General features: G+C 71.0%; 16 protein-coding genes and 2 rRNA genes. 5 read left to right on the top strand and 13 right to left on the bottom strand.

Features of this window, described 5'->3' with window-relative positions; genetic code table 11:
• Positions 1 to 30: 30 nt before the first annotated feature.
• From ACZ5GH_RS14300 to ACZ5GH_RS14310, 3 genes are all read right to left on the bottom strand, one after another.
• Positions 31 to 3,150: ribosomal RNA gene (locus ACZ5GH_RS14300) — 23S ribosomal RNA — on the bottom strand.
• 273 nt (positions 3,151 to 3,423) lie between these two features.
• Positions 3,424 to 4,947: ribosomal RNA gene (locus ACZ5GH_RS14305) — 16S ribosomal RNA — on the bottom strand.
• Together the 16S and 23S rRNA genes form the textbook arrangement of a ribosomal RNA operon.
• Positions 4,948 to 5,517: 570 nt before the next feature.
• Positions 5,518 to 6,522: a stage II sporulation protein M gene (locus ACZ5GH_RS14310; RefSeq protein ID WP_387760720.1), complete on the bottom strand. Its 1,005-nt coding sequence runs from the start codon at positions 6,520 to 6,522 to the stop codon at positions 5,518 to 5,520.
• A gap of 307 nt (positions 6,523 to 6,829) precedes the next feature.
• Here ACZ5GH_RS14310 and ACZ5GH_RS14315 point away from each other — a divergent pair, with 307 nt between their 5' ends.
• Positions 6,830 to 7,843: an RDD family protein gene (locus ACZ5GH_RS14315; protein WP_387760719.1), complete on the top strand. Its 1,014-nt coding sequence runs from the start codon at positions 6,830 to 6,832 to the stop codon at positions 7,841 to 7,843.
• Positions 7,844 to 7,903: 60 nt separating this feature from the next.
• Here ACZ5GH_RS14315 and ACZ5GH_RS14320 read toward each other — a convergent pair whose 3' ends face one another.
• Positions 7,904 to 8,542, bottom strand: a complete 639-nt coding sequence (locus ACZ5GH_RS14320) for a hypothetical protein (RefSeq protein ID WP_387760718.1) — start codon at positions 8,540 to 8,542, stop codon at positions 7,904 to 7,906.
• A gap of 107 nt (positions 8,543 to 8,649) precedes the next feature.
• Here ACZ5GH_RS14320 and ACZ5GH_RS14325 point away from each other — a divergent pair, with 107 nt between their 5' ends.
• Together ACZ5GH_RS14325 and ACZ5GH_RS14330 are read left to right on the top strand one after the other, a co-directional pair.
• The gene (locus ACZ5GH_RS14325; RefSeq protein ID WP_464334437.1) at positions 8,650 to 9,162 is read left to right on the top strand and encodes a SigE family RNA polymerase sigma factor; all 513 of its coding nucleotides are present in this window, start codon (positions 8,650 to 8,652) and stop codon (positions 9,160 to 9,162) included.
• Positions 9,159 to 10,190, top strand: a complete 1,032-nt coding sequence (locus ACZ5GH_RS14330) for a hypothetical protein (protein WP_464334438.1) — start codon at positions 9,159 to 9,161, stop codon at positions 10,188 to 10,190. Before ACZ5GH_RS14325 ends, ACZ5GH_RS14330 begins: the two co-directional genes overlap by 4 nt.
• A 73-nt stretch (positions 10,191 to 10,263) precedes the next feature.
• Here ACZ5GH_RS14330 and ahcY read toward each other — a convergent pair whose 3' ends face one another.
• The 6 genes from ahcY to ACZ5GH_RS14360 all read right to left on the bottom strand — a co-directional run bounded on the left by ahcY (position 10,264) and on the right by ACZ5GH_RS14360 (position 16,734).
• Positions 10,264 to 11,712: an adenosylhomocysteinase gene (gene ahcY, locus ACZ5GH_RS14335; RefSeq protein WP_387760717.1), complete on the bottom strand. Its 1,449-nt coding sequence runs from the start codon at positions 11,710 to 11,712 to the stop codon at positions 10,264 to 10,266.
• A 318-nt stretch (positions 11,713 to 12,030) separates the two neighbouring features.
• Positions 12,031 to 13,008 (bottom strand): cation diffusion facilitator family transporter, encoded by a 978-nt coding sequence (locus ACZ5GH_RS14340; protein WP_387760716.1) that lies wholly within the window; start codon positions 13,006 to 13,008, stop codon positions 12,031 to 12,033.
• Between the two features lie 95 nt (positions 13,009 to 13,103).
• Positions 13,104 to 14,360, bottom strand: coding sequence for an SIS domain-containing protein (locus ACZ5GH_RS14345; protein ID WP_387760715.1), 1,257 nt, complete (start codon positions 14,358 to 14,360; stop codon positions 13,104 to 13,106).
• 190 nt (positions 14,361 to 14,550) lie between these two features.
• Positions 14,551 to 14,733 (bottom strand): Trm112 family protein, encoded by a 183-nt coding sequence (locus tag ACZ5GH_RS14350; RefSeq protein WP_387760714.1) that lies wholly within the window; start codon positions 14,731 to 14,733, stop codon positions 14,551 to 14,553.
• A 120-nt stretch (positions 14,734 to 14,853) separates the two neighbouring features.
• Complete coding sequence (locus ACZ5GH_RS14355; RefSeq protein ID WP_387760713.1) at positions 14,854 to 16,239, bottom strand: phosphomannomutase/phosphoglucomutase; 1,386 nt, start codon at positions 16,237 to 16,239, stop codon at positions 14,854 to 14,856.
• Between the two features lie 129 nt (positions 16,240 to 16,368).
• The gene (locus ACZ5GH_RS14360) at positions 16,369 to 16,734 is read right to left on the bottom strand and encodes a DUF3499 domain-containing protein (RefSeq protein ID WP_280686050.1); all 366 of its coding nucleotides are present in this window, start codon (positions 16,732 to 16,734) and stop codon (positions 16,369 to 16,371) included.
• A gap of 164 nt (positions 16,735 to 16,898) precedes the next feature.
• Here ACZ5GH_RS14360 and ACZ5GH_RS14365 point away from each other — a divergent pair, with 164 nt between their 5' ends.
• Positions 16,899 to 17,351: a metallopeptidase family protein gene (locus tag ACZ5GH_RS14365; RefSeq protein ID WP_049659268.1), complete on the top strand. Its 453-nt coding sequence runs from the start codon at positions 16,899 to 16,901 to the stop codon at positions 17,349 to 17,351.
• Positions 17,352 to 17,409: 58 nt separating this feature from the next.
• On the opposite strand, the gene ACZ5GH_RS14370 is transcribed toward ACZ5GH_RS14365, so the two are convergent.
• The 3 genes from ACZ5GH_RS14370 to ACZ5GH_RS14380 form a co-directional block, all read right to left on the bottom strand.
• The gene (locus tag ACZ5GH_RS14370; protein ID WP_464334439.1) at positions 17,410 to 19,137 is read right to left on the bottom strand and encodes a DUF5719 family protein; all 1,728 of its coding nucleotides are present in this window, start codon (positions 19,135 to 19,137) and stop codon (positions 17,410 to 17,412) included.
• A gap of 6 nt (positions 19,138 to 19,143) precedes the next feature.
• Entirely contained in the window at positions 19,144 to 22,995 is a 3,852-nt protein-coding gene (locus ACZ5GH_RS14375) for a glycosyltransferase family 2 protein (RefSeq protein ID WP_464334440.1), read from the bottom strand.
• 226 nt (positions 22,996 to 23,221) lie between these two features.
• Positions 23,222 to 23,494: a WhiB family transcriptional regulator gene (locus tag ACZ5GH_RS14380; protein WP_030062195.1), complete on the bottom strand. Its 273-nt coding sequence runs from the start codon at positions 23,492 to 23,494 to the stop codon at positions 23,222 to 23,224.
• Between the two features lie 624 nt (positions 23,495 to 24,118).
• Here ACZ5GH_RS14380 and ACZ5GH_RS14385 point away from each other — a divergent pair.
• Positions 24,119 to 24,787 (top strand): cysteine dioxygenase, encoded by a 669-nt coding sequence (locus ACZ5GH_RS14385; protein ID WP_464334441.1) that lies wholly within the window; start codon positions 24,119 to 24,121, stop codon positions 24,785 to 24,787.
• The last annotated feature ends 32 nt before the right edge of the window (positions 24,788 to 24,819 follow it).

The raw sequence follows: 24,819 nt of genomic DNA on the forward strand, positions 1-24,819 counted from the left end.
TTCAGAACAACACAGTGGACGCGAGCAACTGAGGACAAGCCCTCGGCCTATTAGTACCGGTCAACTCCACCCCTCACAGGGCTTCCATATCCGGCCTATCAACCCAGTCGTCTACTGGGAGCCTTACCCTCTCAAGGAGGTGGGAGTGCTCATCTCGAAGCAGGCTTCCCGCTTAGATGCTTTCAGCGGTTATCCCTCCCGAACGTAGCCAACCAGCCATGCCCTTGGCAGAACAACTGGCACACCAGAGGTTCGTCCGTCCCGGTCCTCTCGTACTAGGGACAGCCCTTCTCAACACTCCTACGCGCACAGCGGATAGGGACCGAACTGTCTCACGACGTTCTAAACCCAGCTCGCGTACCGCTTTAATGGGCGAACAGCCCAACCCTTGGGACCTACTCCAGCCCCAGGATGCGACGAGCCGACATCGAGGTGCCAAACCATCCCGTCGATATGGACTCTTGGGGAAGATCAGCCTGTTATCCCCGGGGTACCTTTTATCCGTTGAGCGACGGCGCTTCCACAAGCCACCGCCGGATCACTAGTCCCTACTTTCGTACCTGCTCGACCCGTCAGTCTCACAGTCAAGCTCCCTTGTGCACTTACACTCAACACCTGATTGCCAACCAGGCTGAGGGAACCTTTGGGCGCCTCCGTTACCCTTTAGGAGGCAACCGCCCCAGTTAAACTACCCACCAGACACTGTCCCTGATCCGGATCACGGACCCAGGTTAGACATCCAGCACGACCAGAGTGGTATTTCAACGGCGACTCCACAACAACTGGCGTTGCTGCTTCACAGTCTCCCACCTATCCTACACAAGCCGAACCGAACACCAATATCAAGCTATAGTAAAGGTCCCGGGGTCTTTCCGTCCTGCTGCGCGAAACGAGCATCTTTACTCGTAATGCAATTTCACCGGGCCTATGGTTGAGACAGTCGAGAAGTCGTTACGCCATTCGTGCAGGTCGGAACTTACCCGACAAGGAATTTCGCTACCTTAGGATGGTTATAGTTACCACCGCCGTTTACTGGCGCTTAAGTTCTCAGCTTCGCCTGGTCGAAACCAAGCTAACCGGTCCCCTTAACGTTCCAGCACCGGGCAGGCGTCAGTCCGTATACATCGCCTTACGGCTTCGCACGGACCTGTGTTTTTAGTAAACAGTCGCTTCTCGCTGGTCTCTGCGGCCACCCCCAGCTCAAGGTGCAAGACCCATCACCAGGAATGGCCCCCCTTCTCCCGAAGTTACGGGGGCATTTTGCCGAGTTCCTTAACCATAGTTCACCCGAACGCCTCGGTATTCTCTACCTGACCACCTGAGTCGGTTTGGGGTACGGGCCGCCATGAAACTCGCTAGAGGCTTTTCTCGACAGCATAGGATCATCCACTTCACCACAATCGGCTCGGCATCAGGTCTCAGCCCATATGTGAGGCGGATTTGCCTACCTCACGGCCTACACCCTTACCCCGGGACAACCACCGCCCGGGCTGGACTACCTTCCTGCGTCACCCCATCGCTCACCTACTGCAGACTTGGTTCAGCGGCTCCACCACGTCCCTTCGTCCGAAGACTCCAGGCCGGCTTCACGGCTTTAGCATCACCTGGTTCAGCGTTGGCGCTTCAAAGCGGGTACGGGAATATCAACCCGTTGTCCATCGACTACGCCTGTCGGCCTCGCCTTAGGTCCCGACTTACCCTGGGCAGATCAGCTTGACCCAGGAACCCTTGGTCAATCGGCGCAAGAGTTTCCCACTCTTGTATCGCTACTCATGCCTGCATTCTCACTCGTATACCGTCCACGACTGGTTTCCACCGCCGCTTCACCCGGCACACGACGCTCCCCTACCCATCACAGCAGGCGTTGGCCCTATTGCTGCAATGACACGACTTCGGTGATGTGCTTGAGCCCCGCTACATTGTCGGCGCGGAATCACTTGACCAGTGAGCTATTACGCACTCTTTCAAGGGTGGCTGCTTCTAAGCCAACCTCCTGGTTGTCTCTGCGACTCCACATCCTTTCCCACTTAGCACACGCTTAGGGACCTTAGTCGGTGTTCTGGGCTGTTTCCCTCTCGACCATGGAGCTTATCCCCCACAGTCTCACTGCCACGCTCTCACTTACCGGCATTCGGAGTTTGGCTAAGGTCAGTAACCCGGTAAGGCCCATCGCCTATCCAGTGCTCTACCTCCGGCAAGAAACACGTGACGCTGCACCTAAATGCATTTCGGGGAGAACCAGCTATCACGGAGTTTGATTGGCCTTTCACCCCTAACCACAGGTCATCCCCCAGGTTTTCAACCCTGGTGGGTTCGGTCCTCCACACGGTCTTACCCGCGCTTCAACCTGCCCATGGCTAGATCACTCCGCTTCGGGTCTTGGGCATGCAACTCAACCGCCCTATTCGGACTCGCTTTCGCTACGGCTACCCCACACGGGTTAACCTCGCTACACACCGCAAACTCGCAGGCTCATTCTTCAAAAGGCACGCAGTCACGGCCCACCAGCAAGCTGGCGAACGACGCTCCCACGGCTTGTAGGCACACGGTTTCAGGTACTATTTCACTCCGCTCCCGCGGTACTTTTCACCATTCCCTCACGGTACTATCCGCTATCGGTCACTAGGGAATATTTAGGCTTAGCGGGTGGTCCCGCCAGATTCACACGGGATTTCTCGGGCCCCGTGCTACTTGGGAGTTCTTCAAACGAGCCGTACAGATTTCGTCTACGGGGGTCTTACCCTCTACGCCGGACCTTTCGCATGTCCTTCGACTACCCATACGGTTTCTGACTCGCCGACCGGCCGGCAGACCGGTCAAGAAAAATCCCACGACCCCGAAACGGCAACCCCTGCCGGGTCTCACACCATTCCGGTTTAGCCTCATCCAGTTTCGCTCGCCACTACTCCCGGAATCACGGTTGTTTTCTCTTCCTGCGGGTACTGAGATGTTTCACTTCCCCGCGTTCCCTCCACACTGCCTATGTGTTCAGCAGCGGGTGACAGCCCATGACGACTGCCGGGTTTCCCCATTCGGAAACCCCCGGATCAAAGCCTGGTTGACGGCTCCCCGGGGACTATCGTGGCCTCCCACGTCCTTCATCGGTTCCTAGTGCCAAGGCATCCACCGTGCGCCCTTAAAAACTTGGCCACAGATGCTCGCGTCCACTGTGCAGTTCTCAAACAACGACCAGTCACCCACCCTCGACGATCCGAAGACCACCTCAAGTGAGGCCGGCTCTGAGACAACGTTTCCGTTCCCTCAGGACCCAACAACGTGCCCGACACAGTCGATACAGGACCTGTCTTCCACGCCCCGAAGGGCAGTACTGGCAGTCCGTTCTCCACTGTGCCGAATAGTCAACGTTCCACCCATGAGCAACCGTGCAGGACATTCGCCTGCAAGCGGCTATGTGCTCCTTAGAAAGGAGGTGATCCAGCCGCACCTTCCGGTACGGCTACCTTGTTACGACTTCGTCCCAATCGCTGGTCCCACCTTCGACGGCTCCTCCCCTTACGGGTTAGGCCACCGGCTTCGGGTGTTACCGACTTTCGTGACGTGACGGGCGGTGTGTACAAGGCCCGGGAACGTATTCACCGCAGCATGCTGATCTGCGATTACTAGCAACTCCAACTTCATGGGGTCGAGTTGCAGACCCCAATCCGAACTGAGGCCGGCTTTTTGGGATTCGCTCCACCTCACGGCATCGCAGCCCTTTGTACCGACCATTGTAGCACGTGTGCAGCCCAAGGCATAAGGGGCATGATGATTTGACGTCGTCCCCACCTTCCTCCGAGTTGACCCCGGCAGTCTCCTGTGAGTCCCCATCACCCCGAAAGGCATGCTGGCAACACAGAACAAGGGTTGCGCTCGTTGCGGGACTTAACCCAACATCTCACGACACGAGCTGACGACAACCATGCACCACCTGTATACCGACCACAAGGGGGCACCTGTCTCCAGGTGTTTCCGGCATATGTCAAGCCTTGGTAAGGTTCTTCGCGTTGCGTCGAATTAAGCCACATGCTCCGCTGCTTGTGCGGGCCCCCGTCAATTCCTTTGAGTTTTAGCCTTGCGGCCGTACTCCCCAGGCGGGGAACTTAATGCGTTAGCTGCGGCACCGACGACGTGGAATGTCGCCAACACCTAGTTCCCAACGTTTACGGCGTGGACTACCAGGGTATCTAATCCTGTTCGCTCCCCACGCTTTCGCTCCTCAGCGTCAGTAATGGCCCAGAGATCCGCCTTCGCCACCGGTGTTCCTCCTGATATCTGCGCATTTCACCGCTACACCAGGAATTCCGATCTCCCCTACCACACTCTAGCCTGCCCGTATCGAATGCAGACCCGGGGTTAAGCCCCGGGCTTTCACATCCGACGCGACAGGCCGCCTACGAGCTCTTTACGCCCAATAATTCCGGACAACGCTCGCACCCTACGTATTACCGCGGCTGCTGGCACGTAGTTAGCCGGTGCTTCTTCTGCAGGTACCGTCACTTGCGCTTCTTCCCTGCTGAAAGAGGTTTACAACCCGAAGGCCGTCATCCCTCACGCGGCGTCGCTGCATCAGGCTTTCGCCCATTGTGCAATATTCCCCACTGCTGCCTCCCGTAGGAGTCTGGGCCGTGTCTCAGTCCCAGTGTGGCCGGTCGCCCTCTCAGGCCGGCTACCCGTCGTCGCCTTGGTAGGCCATTACCCCACCAACAAGCTGATAGGCCGCGGGCTCATCCTGCACCGCCGGAGCTTTCCACCAACCCCCATGCGGAGGAAGGTCGTATCCGGTATTAGACCCCGTTTCCAGGGCTTGTCCCAGAGTGCAGGGCAGATTGCCCACGTGTTACTCACCCGTTCGCCACTGATCCACCCCGAAGGGCTTCACCGTTCGACTTGCATGTGTTAAGCACGCCGCCAGCGTTCGTCCTGAGCCAGGATCAAACTCTCCGTGAATGTTTACCCGTAATCGGGTGCACACCCGCGTTGAGCGGCACGGCAACCACCGGAATAGGGCGGCCCCGCGCACTGCGTCCTCGCTAGTGTTTGTTTCAAAAGGAATCTCCAACCCCAGGAATCCTGAGGCCGGGGATGTCAACATATCTGGCGTTGACTTTTGGCACGCTGTTGAGTTCTCAAGGAACGGACGCTTCCTTCGAGCCGCCTTCCAGCAGGCCCTCCGGGCTTCGTTCTTCCGTGTTTCCAGCTTACCAGACGTTTTCCGCTCCGTTTTCCGGAGTTTCAATTCATCCGATTCCCGCTGGCGGGATTTCCTGCGACTTCGTTCCCAAGCCTATCAAAGGCTTTCGGAGTGTTCAGTCCGCGGGATTTGCTTCGTCGGAGGGCGCGCATTTCGTGAAACGCGCTCGCCTCGATTCGGCGGTGTCGTAGACACTAGCGCCCGGGCCCGACCGTTGTCCAGTCAGTCCCAACCGTTCAAACCTACTAGCCCACCCTCACCACGTCAATGGTTTGACCGGGCTGAGAGGAAGACTAGCAGGTCAGGGGCCTGTCGATCACATCGGCTCAGGCGGCGACGGGCTGGAGGTCCGCCCGGTCGGACTCGTCCAGATCGCCGAACTCCCCGGCCTCGGCGGCCCGGCGGCCCAGCACCAGGGCGTAGAGGAGGAAAGCCGCCTCCGCGAGCACGCCGATGGAGATGCGGGCCCAGGTCGGCAGGCCGGACGGGGTCACGAAGGCTTCGAGGACGCCGGAGACCGCCAGGACCGTCGCCAGGCCGATCGACATGCCGATGATCGAGCGGCCCTGTTCCGCCAGCGCGACCGACCGGGTGCGCGGACCGGGGTCGATGACGGTCCAGCCGAGGCGCAGGCCGAGGCCGCCGGCCACGAAGACCGCGGTCAGCTCCAGCAGGCCGTGCGGGATGAGCAGGCCGAGGAAGACGTCGAGGCGCCCGGCGGAGGCCATCAGCCCGACGCCGATGCCGAGGTTGAGCACGTTGGTCCACATCACGTAGAGCACCGGGATGCCCAGCGCGATCCCGAACAGCAGGCACTGCACGGCGATCCAGGCGTTGTTCGTCCACACCTGTGCGGCGAAGGAACTGGCCGGCCGGTCCGAGTAGTACGACTCGTACTGGCCACCGGGGCGGGTCAGCTCCTGGAGGTGCTCGGGGGCGATCAGGCTGTTGCGGACCTCGGGGTGGCTGGCCATCCACCACGCGAGCAGTGCGGTGGCGGCCATCGAGACGACCGCCACCGGGATCCACCAGCGGCGCGCCCGGTAGAGCGCGGCCGGGAAGCTCACCGCGTAGTAGCGGGCGACGTCCTGCCAGCCGTTGGTCCGGGCGCCGGTCACCGCGCTGCGGGCGCGGGAGACCAGGCCGGTCAGCCGGCTCACCAGGGCCGGGTCCGGCGCGGCGGCCTGGACCTTGGCGAGGTGTCCGGTGGCGCGCTGGTAGAGGGTGACCAGTTCGTCGGCCTCCTCCCCGCTGAGCCGGCGCCGACGGGCGAGGGCGTCCAGTCGGGCCCACTCCCCCTGGTGGGTGGCGACGAAGACGTCCAGGTCCATTTCGGCGGCTCCCTGATCGGCGGCGGGCGCGGACGTGCGTGCGCGGGCGGGTCGGTCCGGGCGGGCGGGTGCCGGCGGACACGTGCGGCCCAGCATGCCAGCAGCGGCCGTCGCCCCGGCCGTCGGGATCTCACTTCCCGTGCGCCCACCGGGCCCCGTATGTTTGCGGCTGCGGATCAGACGGCGGGGAGCGGGTCACGGGGAGCCGATCCGGGGTGGTTCCCTCCCCCGGCACCGCCGCCCTCCCCGGGGCCGGATCTCCATGCGCGAGCCGTACGGGCTCCAAGAACGTGAACGGACGGGTGTCTTGAGCGACCTGGTGACGGGTGAGGCGGTCGTCCTCGGCCTCCAGACGGCGAAGCTTCCGAGCCGGGCCCTGGCGATCGTGATCGACCTGCTGGTGGAGTTCGCCGCCCTGCTGGTGTTCACGCTGGCGCTGAGCATCGCCCTGATCGGTCTGGACGGCGCGGCGCTGGCCGCCACGATGATCGGCCTGACCGTCTTCTTCCTGGTGGCCGTCCCCGTGATGGTCGAGACCCTCACCCGCGGCCGCTCGCTCGGCAAGGCCGCGCTCGGCCTGCGGGTGGTGCGCACCGACGGCGGGCCGGTGCGGTTCCGGCACTCGCTGGTGCGCGGGCTGGTCGGCTTCTTCGAGATGATCGTGCTGACCGGTGCCCCGGCCGTGATCACGTCGGCGGTGCACTCGGACGGCAAGCGGCTGGGCGACATCTTCGCCGGGACGGTGGTCGTCCGCGAGCGCACCCCGGGCGCGGGCGGCTCCGCCTCCCCGCTGCCGCCGGTCCACCCGCACCTGCTGCAGGCGATGGGCCACGAGCTGGTCGCGATGGACCTGTCCGCCGTGCCGGAGCCGCTCTGGCTCGCCATCCGCCAACTGCTGGGCCGGATCCGCCAGTTGGACCCGGCGGTGATGCTCCGGATGTCCACCCGGCTGGCCGAGGACCTGTCCGACCGGATCGGCCACCCGATCGCCCCGGGGCTGCACCCGGCGGCGTACCTGGGCGCGGTGCTCACCGAGCGCCAGCGGCGGGAGTGGACGCGGGCCCAGGAGCAACTGTGGGCGGGCAGGCCGCCCTTCGCCCCGCCGGCCGCCGCCCAGGTGCCCGCTCCCCGCCCGGCCTCCGGTCCGTTCCCCGCGCCGGTTCCGACGGGCCCGGCCGGCGGACGGCCCGCCCGGGTCCTCGGCCTGCCGGCGCAGCAGCCCGCGCCCGTGGCTCCGGCCCCGCCCGCCGCACCCGCCGCACCGCCGGCTCCGTCCTTCGACAAGCCCGCCGCGGACACCGGCTTCGCCCCGCCCGCCTGAACCGGTCCGCCCCGGACCGGGTGGTACGCCCGAGCCGGGCCGCCCCGGCCGTACGGCCCGCTACTCCTCCTCCGCCCCCACCCGCCAGGCGTTCGGCGCCGACTCCAGCTCCTCCAGCTCGATCCCCTCCGCCGCCAGCACCACGTCGCCCGCCAGGTGCACGACCTGCTGCTCGCCCGTCTCCAGGTCCGCCACCTGGTAGCGCTCCACCAGCAGCGGCCCCTCGTCCGTCTCGTGGGTGTCGACGCCCTCCAGCAGCCATCCCTGGTCGAGGGTGCGCGGCGCCAGCACCGGCTCGGTGAACGCCACCAGCCGCACCCGCGCGCTCGCCCCCTCCCGCAGCCGCAGCAGCCGGGCGGTGGCGACCAGGAAGCCCGGCGAGCGGCCGGTGAAGGCGTGCGCCCGGTCGTGGCCCTCCGTCGCGTGCTCGCCGCCGGGGTCGGCGGCGTCGGTACGGACCCAGGCCACCCCGTCCACCGCCCCGCCGCGCACCTGCCAGCCGCCGGCCCGCAGTTCCATCCGCAGCGGCCGGGCGCGCGAGTCCAGCGTGAGGTCGGTGCTGCCGAGCACCCGGCCGTCCGGCGCGTAGGTCTTGGAGACGTACCGCCACCCGGCCGCGCCGGGGGCGCAGCTGAAGCGTTCCTCCCCGAGCAGCAGGTGGTCGTGGCTGTCGTGGAGCGAGTACCGGCCGTTAGGCATACCGGAAAGCCTACGTGCGCGTCCGCGTGCAACCTTCCGCCCGGTACCCGCATGAGAGCGGCGGACGCCGCGACAAGGCGCCGCCGCCACGACGAGAGGGGGTGCGGATGGCGGAGCAGGCGCGCGACGTGGAGTTCACCGAGTACCTGGCGTCCAGGAGCGGCTGGCTGCGCAAGGTCGCCTATCTGCTGTGCGGGGACTGGCACCGGGCCGACGACCTGGTGCAGGAGTGCGCGACCAAGCTGTACGTCAACTGGTCACGGGCCGGCCGGGTGGAGAACCTGGACGGCTACGCCCGCAGGGTGCTGGTCAACACCTTCCTCGCCGAGCAGCGCACGTCCTGGTGGCGGCGGACGACGCGGACCGCGACGCCGGCGGAGGTCGCGTCGGTGGCCGCCGACCTCGACGTCCGGCTCGACCTGCGCAGGGCACTGACCGCGCTGCCGCCCAAACAGCGGGCCACCGTGGTGCTCCGGTACTACTGCGACCTCACGGTCGACCAGACCGCCGATGCGATGCGCTGCTCATCGGGCAATGTGAAGAGCCAGACCTCGCGCGCCCTCGCCACCCTCCGGACGACGCTCGCCCCTCGTCCCACCACCGCCGAGAGGACGTCATGAGGTCGCACGAACAGCATGAGCTGACCGCCCGGCTGAGCGCCCTCGCCGAGGCCCCGGCGCCGCCCGCCGCACTCGACGCCTCGGCGGTGATCGCCCGCGGGCGGGTCCGGCTACGCCGACGCCGGCAGGCCCTGGTCGGCGTGGTGGCCGGGTCGACCGCCGCCGTGCTGGCCGGCGTCCTGCTGCTGCGCCCGTCCGGCGGGCCGCCCGTCCCGGCTGTCCCCGCGCCCACCGCCCCGACCTCGTTCGTCCCGTCCCCGACCGCCACGCCGACGCCGGCCGTGATCACCGGTCCGCTGGGCGCCGAGGCCCGCTTCGGCTGGCTGCCGCCGTGGCTGGCCCGGCCGGCCGTCGGCTACGCGAACAGCGACGGCCGGTCCGTCGTCACCGCGGCCACCACGACCGCCGTCGAGAACGCCGTCCCCGCCCTGAGGCTCGAACTGCTGCGCGACCCCGGCGAGTCCGTCGCCCCCGGGGTGCACACGGTCGCCGCGCCCGCGGTCGCCGGCCGGGAGGCCCGGTGGCTGGTCACCGACGCGTCGGGGACCCCGGTCGGCCTGCGCTGGATGACCGCTTCCGGTCGCTGGGCCCAGCTGAGCGCCACGCTGTGGATCGGGGCGAAGGTCAAGGAGGACCTGCTCCGGGTCGCGGCCGGCGTCGAGTTCGGCGGCCGGGACGTCCCGTTCCCGGTGCGGCCGACCGGCGTGCCCGCCGAGCTGGAGCCCCGGAACGTCGAGCTCCACCGGCCCACCAAGGGCTCCGAGCCCCCGTGGAGCGCCATGCTGTCGTACACCGTCGACGGGAAGTGGCTGAGCGTCACGGTCCAGCCGGACGGCTTCGGGGTGTTCGCGGACGGCCGGCCGGACGGCGGCACCCCGGTGTGCCGGGTCGAGAAGGGCGTCCAGCTCTGCGCCAACGGCAGCGCGGCGACGATCCCGGCGGTGCAGCGGACCGGCGGGCTCGCGGGCCTGCTCGAACGGTTCACCGTGCTCGGCGCGGACGAGGGGTCCTGGACCACCGGCCGCTGACCGGGCCCGCCGACGCCGACGGCCGGCGCCCCCGGAGGAAGGGCGCCGGCCGTCGGACCGTCGGGCGATGCGATCAGTAGCGGTACTGCTCCGCCTTGTACGGGCCCTCGACCGGAACGCCGATGTAGTCGGCCTGCTCCTGGGTCAGGGTGGTCAGCTTCACGCCCAGCGCGTCGAGGTGCAGGCGGGCGACCTTCTCGTCCAGGTGCTTCGGCAGCACGTAGACGCCGATCGGGTACTGCTCGGTCTTCGTGAACAGCTCGATCTGGGCGATCGTCTGGTTGGCGAAGGAGTTGGACATCACGAAGGACGGGTGGCCGGTCGCGTTGCCCAGGTTCAGCAGGCGGCCCTCGGACAGCATGATGATGGTGTGGCCGTCCGCGAAGCGCCACTCGTGGACCTGCGGCTTGACCTCGGTCTTCACGATGCCGGGGAGCTTCGACAGGCCCGCGATGTCGATCTCGTTGTCGAAGTGGCCGATGTTGCCGACGATCGCCTGGTGCTTCATCTTCTCCATGTGCGAGGCAAGGATGATGTCCTTGTTGCCCGTGGTGGTGATGAAGATGTCGGCGATCGAGACGACCTCCTCCAGGGTGGTGACCTGGTAGCCGTCCATCGCGGCCTGGAGCGCGCAGATCGGGTCGATCTCGGTGATGATCACGCGGGCGCCCTGGCCGCGCAGCGACTCGGCGCAGCCCTTGCCCACGTCGCCGTAGCCGGCGACGACGGCGACCTTGCCGCCGATCAGGACGTCGGTGGCGCGGTTGATGCCGTCGATCAGCGAGTGGCGGCAGCCGTACTTGTTGTCGAACTTCGACTTGGTGACGGCGTCGTTGACGTTGATGGCCGGGAACAGCAGCTTGCCGTCACGGTGCATCTCGTACAGGCGGTGGACACCGGTGGTGGTCTCCTCGGTCACGCCCTTGATCGTGGCGGCGACCTCGGTCCACTTGTTCGGGGTGTCCTTGAGGGTGCGGTTGAGCAGCTCCAGGATGATCCGGAACTCGTCGTTGTCCGCCGTGGACGGGTCCGGCGCGGCACCGGCCTTCTCGAACTCGACGCCCTTGTGGATCAGCAGGGTGGCGTCGCCGCCGTCGTCCAGGATCATGTTCGGGGTCTTGCCGTCAGGCCAGGTCAGGGCCTGCTCGGTGCACCACCAGTACTCCTCCAGGGTCTCGCCCTTCCAGGCGAAGACCGGCACGCCCTGCGGGTTCTCCGGGGTGCCCTCCGGGCCGACGGCGATGGCCGCGGCCGCGTGGTCCTGGGTGGAGAAGATGTTGCAGGAGCACCAGCGGACCTCGGCACCGAGCGCCGTCAGGGTCTCGATCAGGACGGCGGTCTGCACGGTCATGTGCAGCGAGCCGGTGATCCGGGCGCCGGCCAGCGGCTGCGCCTCGGCGTACTCGGCGCGGATCGCCATCAGACCGGGCATCTCGTGCTCGGCCAGCTGGATCTCCTTGCGGCCGAACGGCGCCAGGGAAAGGTCGGCGACCTTGAAGTCACCGGTGATGTCGGTCGACATGCGTCTGCTCCTCGCTGAGGGGGGTGGGGCCATAGGTCCGGGCGTGCGTCGCGCGCGTCGGCCGTACGGGTGCACGGCCACGCCGGAAGGGCCGGGTCCGTGGTGGACCGGCTTCCGTTGCGCAGCACAAACCGTCGGAGGACCTCTCTCCCTCGACCGGCGCACACCCCACGGGATGCCGACCGCCGATCGACCGCCATCAGCAGCGACGTTCTGGCTCTGGTGACGAATCTACACCGACGGCCCTGCCGGTCGTCCGCCGATGACCGATTTCGGCCCCCGCCCCGACCCGCTCCCGGGCCTGGCCGCGGACCGGGGTCAGTGCGCCCCGCCCGGGCCGGGACCGCCCGGCGTGGCGGCCGGGTCGTCGCCCGCCGCGGCCTTCTCGGCGCTGTAGACGTCGGGCTCCAGGTAGATCGCCCGGGCAATCGGGACGGCCGCGCGGACCCGCTCCTCGGCGGCGTCGATCGCCTCCGCCACCCGGGCCGCGCTGTCCTCCGCGTTGACGGCCACCTTGGCGGCGACCAGCAGCTCCTCCGGGCCGAGGTGCAGGGTGCGCATGTGGATCACCCGGGTGACCGTCTCGCCGTCCACCAGCGCCTCGCGGATCCGGTGCACCGACTCCTTGTCGGCCGACTCGCCGAGCAGCAGCGACTTGGTCTCCAGGGCGAGCACCACGGCGATCACCACCAGCAGCACGCCGATGCACAGGGTGCCGACGCCGTCCCAGACGCCGTCCCCGGTGATCACGGTGAGCCCGACGCCGAACAGCGCGAGCACCAGGCCGATCAGCGCGCCGGTGTCCTCCAGCAGCACCACCGGCAGCTCCGGCGCCTTGGCGGTGCGGATGAACTGCACCCAGCCCTGCCGGCCCTTGGCCTTGCTGGACTCCCGCATCGCGGTCAGGAAGGACCAGCCCTCCATGGCGATGGCGAAGACCAGCACGCCGACGGCCCAGCCCCAGGCGTCCAGCGTCTCCGGGTGGCTGATCTTGTGCCAGCCCTCGTAGACCGCGAACAAGCCACCGACGCTGAACAGCACGATGGCCACCAGGAAGCCGTACACGTAGCGCTCGCGGCCGTACCCGAAGGGGTGCTCCTCGTCGGCCGCCCGGCGCGCCCGCTTGCCGCCGATCAGCAGCAGCACCTGGTTGCCGGAGTCGGCCACCGAGTGCACGCCCTCGGCCAGCATCGAGGAGGAGCCGGTGAAGCCGAAGGCGGTGAACTTGGCCGCCGCGATCGCCAGGTTCGCGGACAGCGCCGCGATCAGTGCCTTGGTGCCGCCTTCGGTACTCATGCCTTCGCAATCCTCACGGGTCGATCTGCTCGACGGGGCGATCTGCTCGTCGAGCGCTTACCGTACCGGCCGGGGGGCCCAGACCGGCCGACGTCTCAGGCCTGCGCGGCGGCGAGCCCCAGGTAGACGGCGGCGAAGTCGGTCAACGCGACCAGGTCGGCCAGCGCGTGCAGCGCGTCCGGCCGGGCGCTCGCGTACTCGGTCAGCCGGACGTCGTGCGCGGCGGCCAGCCGGTGCGCCCTGGTCACCCCGAAGCCGCGCGGCCCGGGGTCGTCCTCCGGCACCTCGGCCGGGCCGTCCTGCCCGTCCTGCCCGTCCTGCGCCGTACCGGCCGCGCCCGGGGCGTGCCGCAGCAGCAGCACCTGGAGGTGCAGCGGGTCCGGCTCCTCGACGCGGTCGCGGAAGAAGTCGTCCGGGTCGGCGCCCCCGCCCAACTGCCCGGTGAACATGCCCCGGTGGGCGGTGAGCACCTGCGGCAGCGGCCCGGCCAGCGCCGGGCGGCCGGCCCGGTCGGCCAGCTGGGCGGCGAACCGGGCGACGGCCGCCCCGGCGATCGGGCCCTCGGCCCACAGCAGCGGGACCGTCCCGGCCAGCCGGGCGGCCAGGCCCTTCGCCGGGTTGGTGTACGCGGCGGCGTCCGGGCGGCAGCGCACGGCGGTGGCGTCCAGCAGGTCGGCGACGGCCGGCAGCGCGTCGTACGGGAGCTGGGTGAGGCCGATCTTCTGGGCGAGCGCCAGCAGCGGGGTGAGGTGGGACCAGAGCGCCGCCGGGTCCTCGGGCGGCAGGTCCGGCTCGGCGGCCGGGACGGGGGCGAGGTCCTCCGGCGCCACCGAGGCCACGAACGGCAGCGGCAGCGCGCGCACCTGCAGCGCGGCCTCGGCCAGCGCGCTGCCGGGCGGGGCGGTGACGACGATCGCGCAGCCGCGCGCGTACGCCTGCTCGGCGAGGCCGACCAGGCCCTGCTCGCCGCCGTCGGCGGAGCTGATCACCAGTAGGTCCAGCGGGCCCGCCCAGCCGGGCAGCTGCCAGCCGAGCCCGGCGGTGAGGGCGGGCGGGGCGCCGGCCCGGTCGGCGCGCGGGGCGGCCGCCTCGGTCGGCGGCAGCGGGGTGACCAGGGAGGCCGTGCCGGCCAGCGCGGACAGCATCTCGGCGGCGGTCAGCGCGCTGCCGTGCCCGGCGACCAGGACGGCGCGCGGGCGGCCGTCCGGACGCAGCCGGTCCAGGCCGGCCGCCTCGGCCTGCCGCAGCGCGGTGCGGACCCGCGCGCCGGCGCCGGCCAGGGCCAGCAGGGCGCGGTCGCGGTCGGCGCGCCGGAGGGCGGCCGGATCGTCGAGCAGGGTGTCGTCGAGCATGCGGCAAACCTCCGGCTGCGGTCCTGGGCGCGCGTTCCGTTGCGCGCCGGGCGGTCGGGGCGGGGCGGCCGGCCCCCGCGGCTGCGGGGAGGGCCTTTCGCGACCTGCGGTGGGCGGCTGACCCCGCGGGTGCGGGGAAGCCTTTCGCGACCTGCGGTGGAACGTCGGACTCGGGGCTTCGCCCCCAGGATCAGGCCGGGCGGCGGGCCTCGTCCACCAGGAGGACCGGAATGCCCTCGCGGACCGGGTACGCGAGGCCGCAGTCCGTTCCGGTGCAGACCAGCTCGGGCTGCTCCTCGGTGCCGCCCTCGACGAGCGTGGCCCGGCACTGCGGGCAGAGCAGGATCTCCAGCAGGAAGGATTCGAGCTTCATGGGGCTCTCCAGGGTTCGTGGGTGGCACGGAGGTGCCCCGGCCGATAGGAAACCCTACCGGCCGGGGCACCGGGGCCCGTGATCAGGCGCGGGCCCCGGTCGCGGTGCTCGGGTGCGGGGTCAGCCGCGGACGACGGCGAGCACGCCGTCGCGCAGTTCGGCCATCCTCGCCGGGTCCTTGGCCTCGACGTTCAGGCGCAGCAGCGGCTCGGTGTTGGAGGCGCGCAGGTTGAACCACCAGTCCGGGCCGGCCACGGTCAGGCCGTCCAGCTCGTCCACCGTGACGCCCTCCGCGCCCGCGTAGGCGGCGCGGACGGCGGCGGTGCTGGCGGCCTGGTCGGCCACGGTGCTGTTGATCTCGCCGGAGGCGGCGTAGCGGTCGTACTCCGCGGTGAGCTCGGACAGCGTGCCCGGCTGCCCGCCGAGCGCGGCCAGCACGTGCAGCGCGGCCAGCATGCCGGTGTCGGCGCGCCAGAAGTCGCGGAAGTAGTAGTGCGCGGAGTGCTCGCCGCCGAAGACGGCGTCGGTCTCGGCCATCTCCTGCTTGATGAAGGAGTGGCCGACCCGGGTGCGCACCGGCTTGGCGCCGAGCTCGCGGACCACCTCGGGGACGGTCCAGGAGGTGATCAGGTTGTGGATGATCGTCGGCTCGGCCTCGCCGGTGGCCCGGGCGCGGGCGATCTCGCGGGCGGCGACCAGGGCGGTGATCGCGGACGGGGAGACCGGCTCGCCGCGCTCGTCCACGACGAAGCAGCGGTCGGCGTCGCCGTCGAAGGCCAGGCCCAGGTCGGCGCCGACCTCGCGGACCTTGGCCTGGAGGTCGACCAGGTTCTTCGGGTCGAGCGGGTTGGCCTCGTGGTTCGGGAAGGTGCCGTCCAGCTCGAAGTACATCGGGACGAGCTCGATCGGCAGGCCGTCGAAGACGGTCGGAACGGTGTGGCCGCCCATGCCGTTGCCGGCGTCCACGGCGACCTTCAGCGGACGGATCGCGGTGAGGTCGACCAGGCCCAGCAGGTGGTCGGCGTAGCCGCGCAGGGTGTCCTGGGCGGAGAGCGAGCCCGGCTCCACGTCCCTGACCGGGACGGTGACGGTGTCGTCCTCGGCGGTCCAGGACTCGACCAGCTCGCGGATCTCGGACAGGCCGGTGTCCTGGCCGACCGGGGCGGCGCCGGCCCGGCACAGCTTGATGCCGTTGTACTGGGCCGGGTTGTGGCTGGCGGTGAACATCGCGCCGGGCAGGTCGAGGCTGCCGCTGGCGTAGTACAGCTGGTCGGTGGAGCACAGCCCGATCTGCACCACGTCGGCGCCGTAGGCCGCGGCGCCCTCGGCGAAGGCCAGGCTCAGCGACGGGGAGGAGGGCCGCATGTCGTGCCCGACCACGATCGCGGTCGCGCCGGTGACCTGCACGAACGCGGCGCCGAAGGCCCGGGACAGGCTCTCGTCCCACTGGTCCGGGACGACGCCCCGGACGTCGTACGCCTTCACGAGCTGCTTGAGGTCGCGCACTGCGGCTCCACCCTGGTCTTAGGACTGATCACGGAACGTCTGGGCCACCGCGCGTCCGGTCGACGGGCGCGGTGACGGTAGACGGGCAGCGTACCCGGGCCGGACGAACGCCCCGTGCCGGGTGAGTCCTCAGTTGTCGGGCGAGCGCAGGACCCGGAGGTGGCCGCGGCGGCCGCCCTCGGTGGACTCGCCCTCGGGGGCGCGGCCCTGACGGGGGGTCTGCGGGCGGGCGGCCTCGCGCACGGCGTTGGCCAGCGCCTCCAGGTCGTCGCTGCTGCGGCGCAGCGGCCCGGCCTCGGCGGCGAGCCGGACGACCTCCCAGCCGCGCGGGGCGGTGAGGCGCTCGGCGTGCTCGGCGCACAGGTCGTAGCAGTGCGGCTCGGCGTAGGTGGCGAGCGGCCCGAGGACGGCGGTGGAGTCCGCGTAGACGTACGTCAGCGTCGCGACGGCCGGCCGGCCGCACGCGGTCCGCGAACAACGACGTACAGAGCTCACGAGGGTGGACGGTACCGCACTCCCCGCCGGGGAGCGAAGACCGCCTGCCCGGAGGGGGTGCCGTGTCGCCGTCCGGGCGCCGGGGGCGTGTATCCGCCGCCCCGTGCGATTCCCCGTCGGAGTGGTCCACTTCCGACCGTCCAAGGACTACCCTCGGCAGTGATATGGACAGCTCCGCACCGCAGTCATCGACAGGCCCAGCGCGCCGCCCCCGGCACCGCGACCGGCACGGCAGGGGCCTGCGCGGCCCGCTGGCGCCGCCCCAGGTGCCGATCTCGCTCACCCGCTCCGAACTGTTCGACGACTACGTGCGCGAGTCGGTGGAGCGTCTCGAACGGCGTTGGCCGCAGCTGATCGAGGTGGAGTTCGCCGTCCAGGAGGTGCCGCTGCACGAGCCGGACGGCGCCGACGCCGAGGACGGCGTGCCGCTGGGGCGGGTCTCGCCGGGCCAGCAGGGGCGCAAGAGCCAGATCGTGGTGTACCGGCGGCCGGTGGAGATCCGGGCGAAGACCCGGGAGGACCGCGCGGCGCTGGTGCACGAGATCCTGATCGAGCAGGTCGCCGAGCTGCTGGGGCTCTCCCCGGACGCCATCGACCCGCGCTACGACGAGGACTGAGCCCGACGAGGACCGAGCCCGACGGGGCGGCACCCGGAGGTGCCGCCCCGTCCGCCGCTCAGCGCAGCACGACGCCCGGGTCCTGCCCGGCCTGCGGGACCTTGACGGTGCTGTGGTCGTCGCGCAGCGCCTGGACAGTGAACATCGGCACGTCCTTGGCCGGCAGCGACAGCATCCGGGCCGCCGTGACCGGGCCGCCGGAGACGGTCTCCACGGTGAGCGCGAAGACGCCGTTCAGCCCGGCCGGCTCGGGCGCCGGGAGGGCGACCGTGCCGCCGGCCGGGAGCTGGACCTCCTTGGTGGCCGGGGTGCCGCCGCCGCTGCCGGCCGAGGCGGTGACCCGGACGGTGGCGGCCTCGCCGCTGGAGGTCAGGTAGAGCGTGGAGGCGCCGGCCCGGTTGTCGGCGACGGTGGCGCGGGCGCCGACCGGGTTGCTGCCGGCCAGCCAGGCCGCGTCGCTCTTGCCGTTGGCCGCCGCCCGGTCGATCCGCAGCCCGGCCACCACCGGGGTGCGGTGCTTGTCGTCGCTGGGCGACAGCCGCAGCCCGGCGACCTCGTCCCGGGTGACCTTGCCGAGGTCGACGGCGGCCACCATGCCCGCCTTGACGTGGATCGACTCGTTGCCGGCCGGGCTGAACCAGCCGTTCTTGCCGGACAGTTGGACCTTCAGGTCGGCGTCGTCCTCCGGCGGCGCCCAGACCACCAGGCGGGCGGAGGCGGTGTCGGCGGGCAGGCCGGGCAGCACCTGGACGGGTGCCGGGTCGGCCGAGGCCGGGATCCAGTCGGCACCCTTGCCGGCGTCGGCGGCGTGCAGTGCGGCGCCGACCCGTCCGGAGCGCACCACCACGTGCACCGCGAGGTCGGCGACGGCGCCCTTGCTGAGGGTCGACAGCAGGACGGCCTGGGAGCTGCCGGGCGAGACGGTGATGCCGTTGGCGGCGTCGTTGTCGATCAGGCCCTTGTCGCCGTACAGCTTGATGTCCACCACCGCGGCGGAGGACTCGGGGTTGACCAGGCTGACGTAGTCGACCCGGTCGCCGGCGGTGCTGGCCCCGGCGAACCAGAAGCTCGTCCCGGCCGGGGTGCAGGTCAGGCCGGACAGGCCCAGGCCGCGCTGCTCGGTGACCACCGTGGTCTGGGTGACGGTGAAGCCGGGGGCCAGGGCGCCGGTGGCGACGGCCCCGGTGCCGGGCGCGGTGTCGCCGTTGGCGGCCGGGCCGGTGGCGGGGGTGCCGGGCTTGGGCACGGTCAGCCGGGCGTCGGCGGGCGCCGCGTTCTTGTCCTGGACCGGGGCGCTCGGGGCGGCCGAGCCGGTCGGCGCCGGGGCGGCGGGCAGAGCCGGGGCCGCCGGCGCGGCGGTCGGCTGGGCGGCGGGCACGGCGGGCGCGGCCGCGTCGGAGAGCCAGCCGGCCCCGCCGGTGGCGGCGCCCGTCCCGGGCGGGGTGTAGGCGGTGAGCGTGGTCGAGCCGGTCAGGCCCTGGACCGGCTGGGGGCAGACCGCCGACGTCCGCTCGACCTGCGCGGTGGTCGGGGCGGCGCCGGTGGCCGCCTTGGCCGGGACGGCCGGCGCGCGCAGCTGGGCGATGCCGAACACCGCCGCGAGCACCACGGCCGCGGCGAGCAGGGACTGGGTGGTCCTGGCCGCGCCGCCGGCCCCTCCGCGGAACGGGCCGCGACCGGAGCGGGCGGCCTCGGCCGGGCCGGACGGCTCCGCCGCGAAGGCGGTCCCGGCCGGTTCGGCGGCCTCGCCGGCGCCGGACTTCTTCCTGAATGCGGGCTTCTTCATCGCGGGTCAGCTCCCCGATCCGTGCTGGTGCGGGTACCGGCCGGGGCCGTTGGGGTCGTTCGGGTCGTAGTAGGGCTCGCCCTGCCGGCCGGGCTCCCAGGGCTGCTGCTCCGGCTGCCGGCCGCCGTCGTACCCGTGGGCGTCGTAGCCGTACGGCTGCTGCTCGGCGGGCTGGTACGGCTGCTCGTAGCCCTGCTGCCGGTGCGCGTCGTAGCCCTGGCCGTCGTACCCCTGGCCGCCGTACGGCGCGGCGACCGGCTGCTGGGCCGCGTACTGGTCGTAGCTGTACGGGTCGGCCTGCTGGTACGCCTGGTACGGGTCGGTGTACTGCTCGGCGTCCTGGACGGCGGCGGCCGCCTGGACGGCCCCGATCACCGGCTCGCCGATCGGCTGCGCCGGAATCGCGCCCGGCCGGTCGTACACCCCGGACTCGTCGGCACCGCCCTCGGTGCCCTCGGCACCCTCGCCGCGCTCGGCCATCCGGCGGGCCCGGCGGCTGCCGGGGGCGGGGGCCTGCGCCTGGGCGGCGGCGGCCAGCGCGGCGGCGGCGACCACCTCCTCGGGCAGGTCGTCGTCCTTGTGGCTGCGGCGGCCGGGCAGGGCCAGCACCAGGATGGTGAGGCCGAGCAGCACCTGGGCCCAGATCCAGCCGGTGTGGGCGGCGCCGCCCTCCCGGGTGACGCTCAGCTTCCCGCCGGCGGCCGGGAGCTTGAAGCCCTGCGCCCAGCCGTCGACCGTGGTGGGCTCCAGCGCGGTGCCGTCCACGGTGGCCTTCCACTCCGGGGCGGCGGACTCGGCGAGCCGCAGCACCCGGCCGTCCGGACCGGCCGGGACGGTGGCGGACAGGTCGCGGGCCCCGGACGGGACGACCACCGGGTTGGCGCCCGGGGCGGTGATCACCGCGCGGACTGCGGGGGTGCCGTTGACCTGCCAGAGCGCGGCGGCGCCGTCCTGGTTGGCCTTGACCAGGCCGGGGGTGGTGTCCAGGACGTCCTTGAAGACGTCGATCACCGGCTGCTGGACCAGCACGTAGGCGATGCCGTAGCCGGCCAGGGCGCTCGCCTGGTCGGCGCCGGAGCCGGCCAGCAGGCTGCCGACCATCTTGTTCAGGCCGTCCTGGGTGCCGGTCGCCGGATCGACGGTGGACTCGGCCTGGCCGAGCGTCAGACCGGCGCCGCGCAGCACGGTGTAGCGGACCGCGCCGCCGCCCGGCTCCCCGGTGACGACCAGGGTGCGGGCCCGGTCGGTGGTGCCGGCCTCCTCGGCGATGAACGCCGGGACCTGGTCCGACTGGCCGCGGTGCAGCGGACCGCCGGCGCCGGTCAGCGCCCACCACAGGCCGGTGCCCAGCGGGGCCAGCACGGCCGCGGCCACCACCAGGGCGGCCACCGGCTGGCGCCAGCCGAAGGCGATCCCGGCCACGCGGGCGTTGGCGCCGTCGGCGCCGATCGCGGCGGCGGCCAGCAGGGCGAGCCCGGCGATCAGGGTGGCCGGGCCGGCCCAGGCGGGCACCGCCGGGCCGCCGGAGGCCGGGGTGACGGAGGTGCCCGCCACCACGACCGAGAAGACCAGTCCGGCGCCGGCCGCGCCCCAGGCCGCGAGCACCGCGCGGCGGCGGTCGGCGCGCAGCAGCGCGGCCAGCGCGGCCAGCACGACGCCCGCCGAGAGCCAGATCGGCGGCACCCCGGCGCCGCCCGGGTTGACCAGCAGCAGGCCGGCCGCGCTCGCGCCGGCGCCGTGCAGTCCGGGCAGCCCGGCCTCCAGCAGCAGCCACTGCGGGTGCGACAGCACCGTGAGCGACCACGGGGCCAGCACCGCGACCGGCACCGCCAGGATCACCAGGACGCGCAGGCCGAGCAGCCGCAGCGCGCTGCCGCCGGAGCCGAAGGCGCCGCCGCGCAGCACCGCGACGACCAGCATCGCCAGGCAGAGCGGCACCGCGAGCGCCCACGTTATCGGGACGAAGGCGGTGGCCAGGGTGAGCAGCAGGACGGTCATCCAGACCGGGCGCCAGCCCGGGCGGGCGCCCTGGGCGGCGCTCTCCGCGCGGATGCCGAGGCCGGCCGCGATGGCGGCGGCGCGGGCCAGCGGCGGCAGCAGCACGGCGAGCACGGCGGTGCCGATCCGGCCCTGGGCGAGCGCGCCGGTCGCCGCGGGCAGCAGCGCGTAGGCGGCGCTGGCCCAGGCGCGGACCATCTTGGAGTCCAGCAGCGGCCGGGACACCAGGTAGGCGCTGACCGCGGACAGCGGGACGGCGAGCACCACGATCAGGGTGAGCGCGAGGTCGGCGTGGTCGAACAGCAGCCAGGAGAGCACCGCGAGCACGCCGAGGTACGGCGGTGCGGCGGCGGTGGAGCCGGTGCCGACCGGGTGCCAGGCGTCGGCGTACATCGACCAGAGGCCGCCGGCGCCGTCGGCCGCGGGCAGCAGGGCGCCGCCGAACAGCCCGCCGCTGCCGAGCAGGCCGCGACAGGCGACCAGCGCGAACACCAGCAGGGCGGCGAACAGAACCGGCGCCGGGCGCCGGGCGAGCTTCTTGAGCAGCGCGAACTGCTCGACGACCAGGTCCTCGGCGTCCTCGTCGCCGCCGGCCTCGGCCGAGCCGTGCCGGCCGCCGGTGTCGTCGCCGCCCCCTATCCCGAGCGAGCCGACCACGCCCTCGACCGCCAGCCGGGTGGTGGCGCCGGGGGCCGGGAAGAGCGTGCGGTCGTCCAGGGCGTCCGCCGCCCGGGACCGGGCGCGGCGCTTGCGCGCGGCCAGCAGCCTAGGGAAGCGGACGAGTTCGTGGCCGAGGCCGGCGAGTTCGTCGAACGCCTGGCGCGGGTCCTTGCCGAGCAGGTTGGTGACGGCCCGTACCAGGGTGCCGAGCACCAGCCGCAGCAGGACGTAGGGGAAGAGCGCGCCCTTGCAGTTGGCGAGCAGGGTGTAGACGGCACCGGCCTTGTCCACCCGGTGCGGGTGGGAGGGGCCGCAGTCGATCGGGCGGCGCTCGCGGGCGGACGCCTCGGCGTGCCGCAGCACGGCGTCGGGGGCGACCACCACCCGGTGGCCGGCGGCGTTGACCCGCCAGCAGAAGTCGGTGTCGTCCCGCATCAGCGGGAGGGCCCGGTCGAAACCGCCGAGCTCCTCGAAGACGTCCCGGCGCACCAGCATGCCGGCGCTGGAGACGGCGAGCACCGGACGGACCTGGTCGTGCTGTCCCTGGTCCTGCTCGCGGCGGTCGAGGCCGGTCCAGCGGCGGCCGGAGCGGGCGATGGTGACGCCGACCTCCAGGAGCTGGCGGCGGTCGTACCAGCTGCGCAGCTTGGGGCCGACCACGGCGGCGCTGGGGGTGGAGTCGGCGACCTGGAGCAGTCGGCGCAGCGCGTCGGTCTGCGGCTCGCAGTCGTCGTGCAGCAGCCAGAGCCACTCGACCGGCCGGGTCTCGCGCGGGCCGCCGCGGCCGAGGTCGTCCTCCTGGGCGAGCGGGTCGCCGAAGTCGTCCCAGCCGCCGGTGACCGGGTCGTAGCCGGAGGGGTCGAGCCGGTACGGCAGGTCCTCCGCGCGCAGCGGCGCGCTGCCCGACACGGCCTCGGCGACGGCGGTGCCGAAGCCGGCCCGGCGGCCGAGGACCAGCGGACCGCTGTCGGGCAGCCAGTCGGCGAGGGTGTCGGCGAGCAGTTGCGGGGAGTTGTCGGTGGATCCGGTGTCCACGGCGAGGATCCGCTGGACCTGGCGGTCCTGACCGAGCAGGCCGGCCAGGGCCTGCGGGAGCCAGCGGGCGCCGTCGTGCGAGACGACCACGGCGGTGACCAGGTGGCGCGGATAGGCGGGCGGCCGGGAAGCGGTGAAGCCGCTCTGGTGGCTGTAGACGGTCATCGAGTGCGCGGGCCCCAGTTCTCGGTGGACACAGCCGGTGAACGGCAACCGGATGGCGCACCACACTAACGGCTCCGGGTGGCCGGTTCGTCCGGGGTGTGCGTGCGGAGACGGTGAAGGGGGCCCCGGGAACACGAAAGCGCCCCACCGTCGCGGTGAGGCGCCCGTACAGCTGTGCGGCTGTCCGTCGTTGTCGGTCGGTCAGCGGGGGCAGGGGGCCGCCCGGTCAGACCGCGCTCTTCTTGAGCCGACGGCGCTCGCGCTCGGAGAGGCCGCCCCAGATGCCGAAGCGCTCGTCATTGGCGAGCGCGTACTCCAGGCATTCCGAACGGACCTCGCAGGCGAGGCAGACCTTCTTGGCCTCGCGGGTCGAGCCGCCCTTCTCGGGGAAGAAGGACTCCGGGTCGGTCTGGGCACACAACGCGCGCTCCTGCCAACCGAGTTCCTCCTCGTCCTCCGCGATGCCGTCCCCGATCAACAGCTCAAAGAGCTCGCTCATGTGGCGCGCCTCCTCTGCCCCTACTTGGCGTCCCCGTGGTTGCCGTTGCCTCGTGCGGCTGACGACACGAGTGAAATTACAGTTGCGTCACTCTGGCCCAGTCAAGCCGAGCTCTGGTATTGGGGCCGGGATTCACTCCCTGGCACCAAGCCGTTACGAATAGTGTACATATCCGGACACATCGGACCTTCTGCCTCAAGGTCCTGAACAGCGCCGAACCATCCGCAACCATTCACCAGGTGACGCAGGGTCACCGCCACAGGCCGGTCATCGGCCTGCCTTCCCGGCGATCTTCCCATCGAAACATAGAGAGTGATGAATCACCCCATCAGGGCAAGATCCGGACTTAACCCACCCGAATGCCGCATCCTGCGGTTTGACACCGCCCCCGCGGATGCGGTCTCCTTTTCCCTATGTCAGAGTTCGCCAGCCCTCGGAGCGGTTCCACCCTCCGCCGTGCCGTGAACTTCTGTTGTCGCCTCTGTTCCTGCTGTATCTAGGCGCCCGCGTCCCACCGCGCGCCGCCCCCAGGAAGCACAGAGGCCGCCCGCGACTCCCGTCCCAGGACATCCCGGATCCGGCCGATCCCGACGAACCCGGCCGACTCCTCCGAGGACGACTCCCGTGCGCATGATCCGCATCCGCGAGCGGAACCGCGACCGCAACAAGCTCGCCCGCCGTGGCCCCGCCACCGTCCGTACCGCGACCGCCCGTACCGGCACCACCGCCGACACCCGGACCCCCCGGTGGGCCGACGGCCTCAGCGACGTCTCCATCGCGGGCGACCCGCTCGCCTTCCCGCACCTGGCCCGCACCGACCTGCCCGCCCACCCCACCACCGTCGCCGGGTACGCCCGGCTGGTGCGCGAGATCGCCGCCGACCGCGACCGCTGGGAGCCGCTGGTCCGCTACGACGCGCTGACCCGCTGGTACGCCCGGCTGGAGACCGGCCCCGGCTACGAGGTCTGGCTGCTCAGCTGGCTGCCCGGCCAGGGCAGCGGCTTCCACGACCACGGCGAGTCCTCCGGCGTGATGAGCGTCGTCCGGGGCGAGCTGATCGAGCGCTCCCTCACCCACGCCGGCGACGGGGCCCGGGTGCTGCGGCCCGGCGGGCAGAGGGTGTTCTCCTCCGGCTACCTGCACGAGGTCGTCAACGGCGCCCTCGAACCCGCCGTCTCCATTCACCTCTACGCCCCCGGCCTGACCGAGATGAACCAGTACGGCGCCCCCGCCGTCCCCGAGCAGCACCCGGAGCAGCACCCCGGGCGGCAGGCGCCGGCCGGGTCGCACTGACCACGGGCTGACGGGCAGTCCGACCGTGGCAG

Source organism: Kitasatospora sp. Xyl93 (assembly GCF_055383135.1).

Bases quoted from the DNA above. Each gene is read 5' to 3' on its own strand.
- ACZ5GH_RS14310 (WP_387760720.1), bottom strand. From the start codon at position 6,522: ATGGACCTGGACGTCTTCGTCGCCACCCACCAGGGGGAGTGGGCCCGA.
- ACZ5GH_RS14320 (WP_387760718.1), bottom strand. From the start codon at position 8,542: ATGCCTAACGGCCGGTACTCGCTCCACGACAGCCACGACCACCTGCTG.
- ACZ5GH_RS14325 (WP_464334437.1), top strand. From the start codon at position 8,650: ATGGCGGAGCAGGCGCGCGACGTGGAGTTCACCGAGTACCTGGCGTCC.
- ACZ5GH_RS14330 (WP_464334438.1), top strand. From the start codon at position 9,159: ATGAGGTCGCACGAACAGCATGAGCTGACCGCCCGGCTGAGCGCCCTC.
- ahcY (WP_387760717.1), bottom strand. From the start codon at position 11,712: ATGTCGACCGACATCACCGGTGACTTCAAGGTCGCCGACCTTTCCCTG.
- ACZ5GH_RS14340 (WP_387760716.1), bottom strand. From the start codon at position 13,008: ATGAGTACCGAAGGCGGCACCAAGGCACTGATCGCGGCGCTGTCCGCG.
- ACZ5GH_RS14345 (WP_387760715.1), bottom strand. From the start codon at position 14,360: ATGCTCGACGACACCCTGCTCGACGATCCGGCCGCCCTCCGGCGCGCC.
- ACZ5GH_RS14350 (WP_387760714.1), bottom strand. From the start codon at position 14,733: ATGAAGCTCGAATCCTTCCTGCTGGAGATCCTGCTCTGCCCGCAGTGC.
- ACZ5GH_RS14365 (WP_049659268.1), top strand. From the start codon at position 16,899: ATGGACAGCTCCGCACCGCAGTCATCGACAGGCCCAGCGCGCCGCCCC.
- ACZ5GH_RS14370 (WP_464334439.1), bottom strand. From the start codon at position 19,137: ATGAAGAAGCCCGCATTCAGGAAGAAGTCCGGCGCCGGCGAGGCCGCC.
- ACZ5GH_RS14375 (WP_464334440.1), bottom strand. From the start codon at position 22,995: ATGACCGTCTACAGCCACCAGAGCGGCTTCACCGCTTCCCGGCCGCCC.
- ACZ5GH_RS14380 (WP_030062195.1), bottom strand. From the start codon at position 23,494: ATGAGCGAGCTCTTTGAGCTGTTGATCGGGGACGGCATCGCGGAGGAC.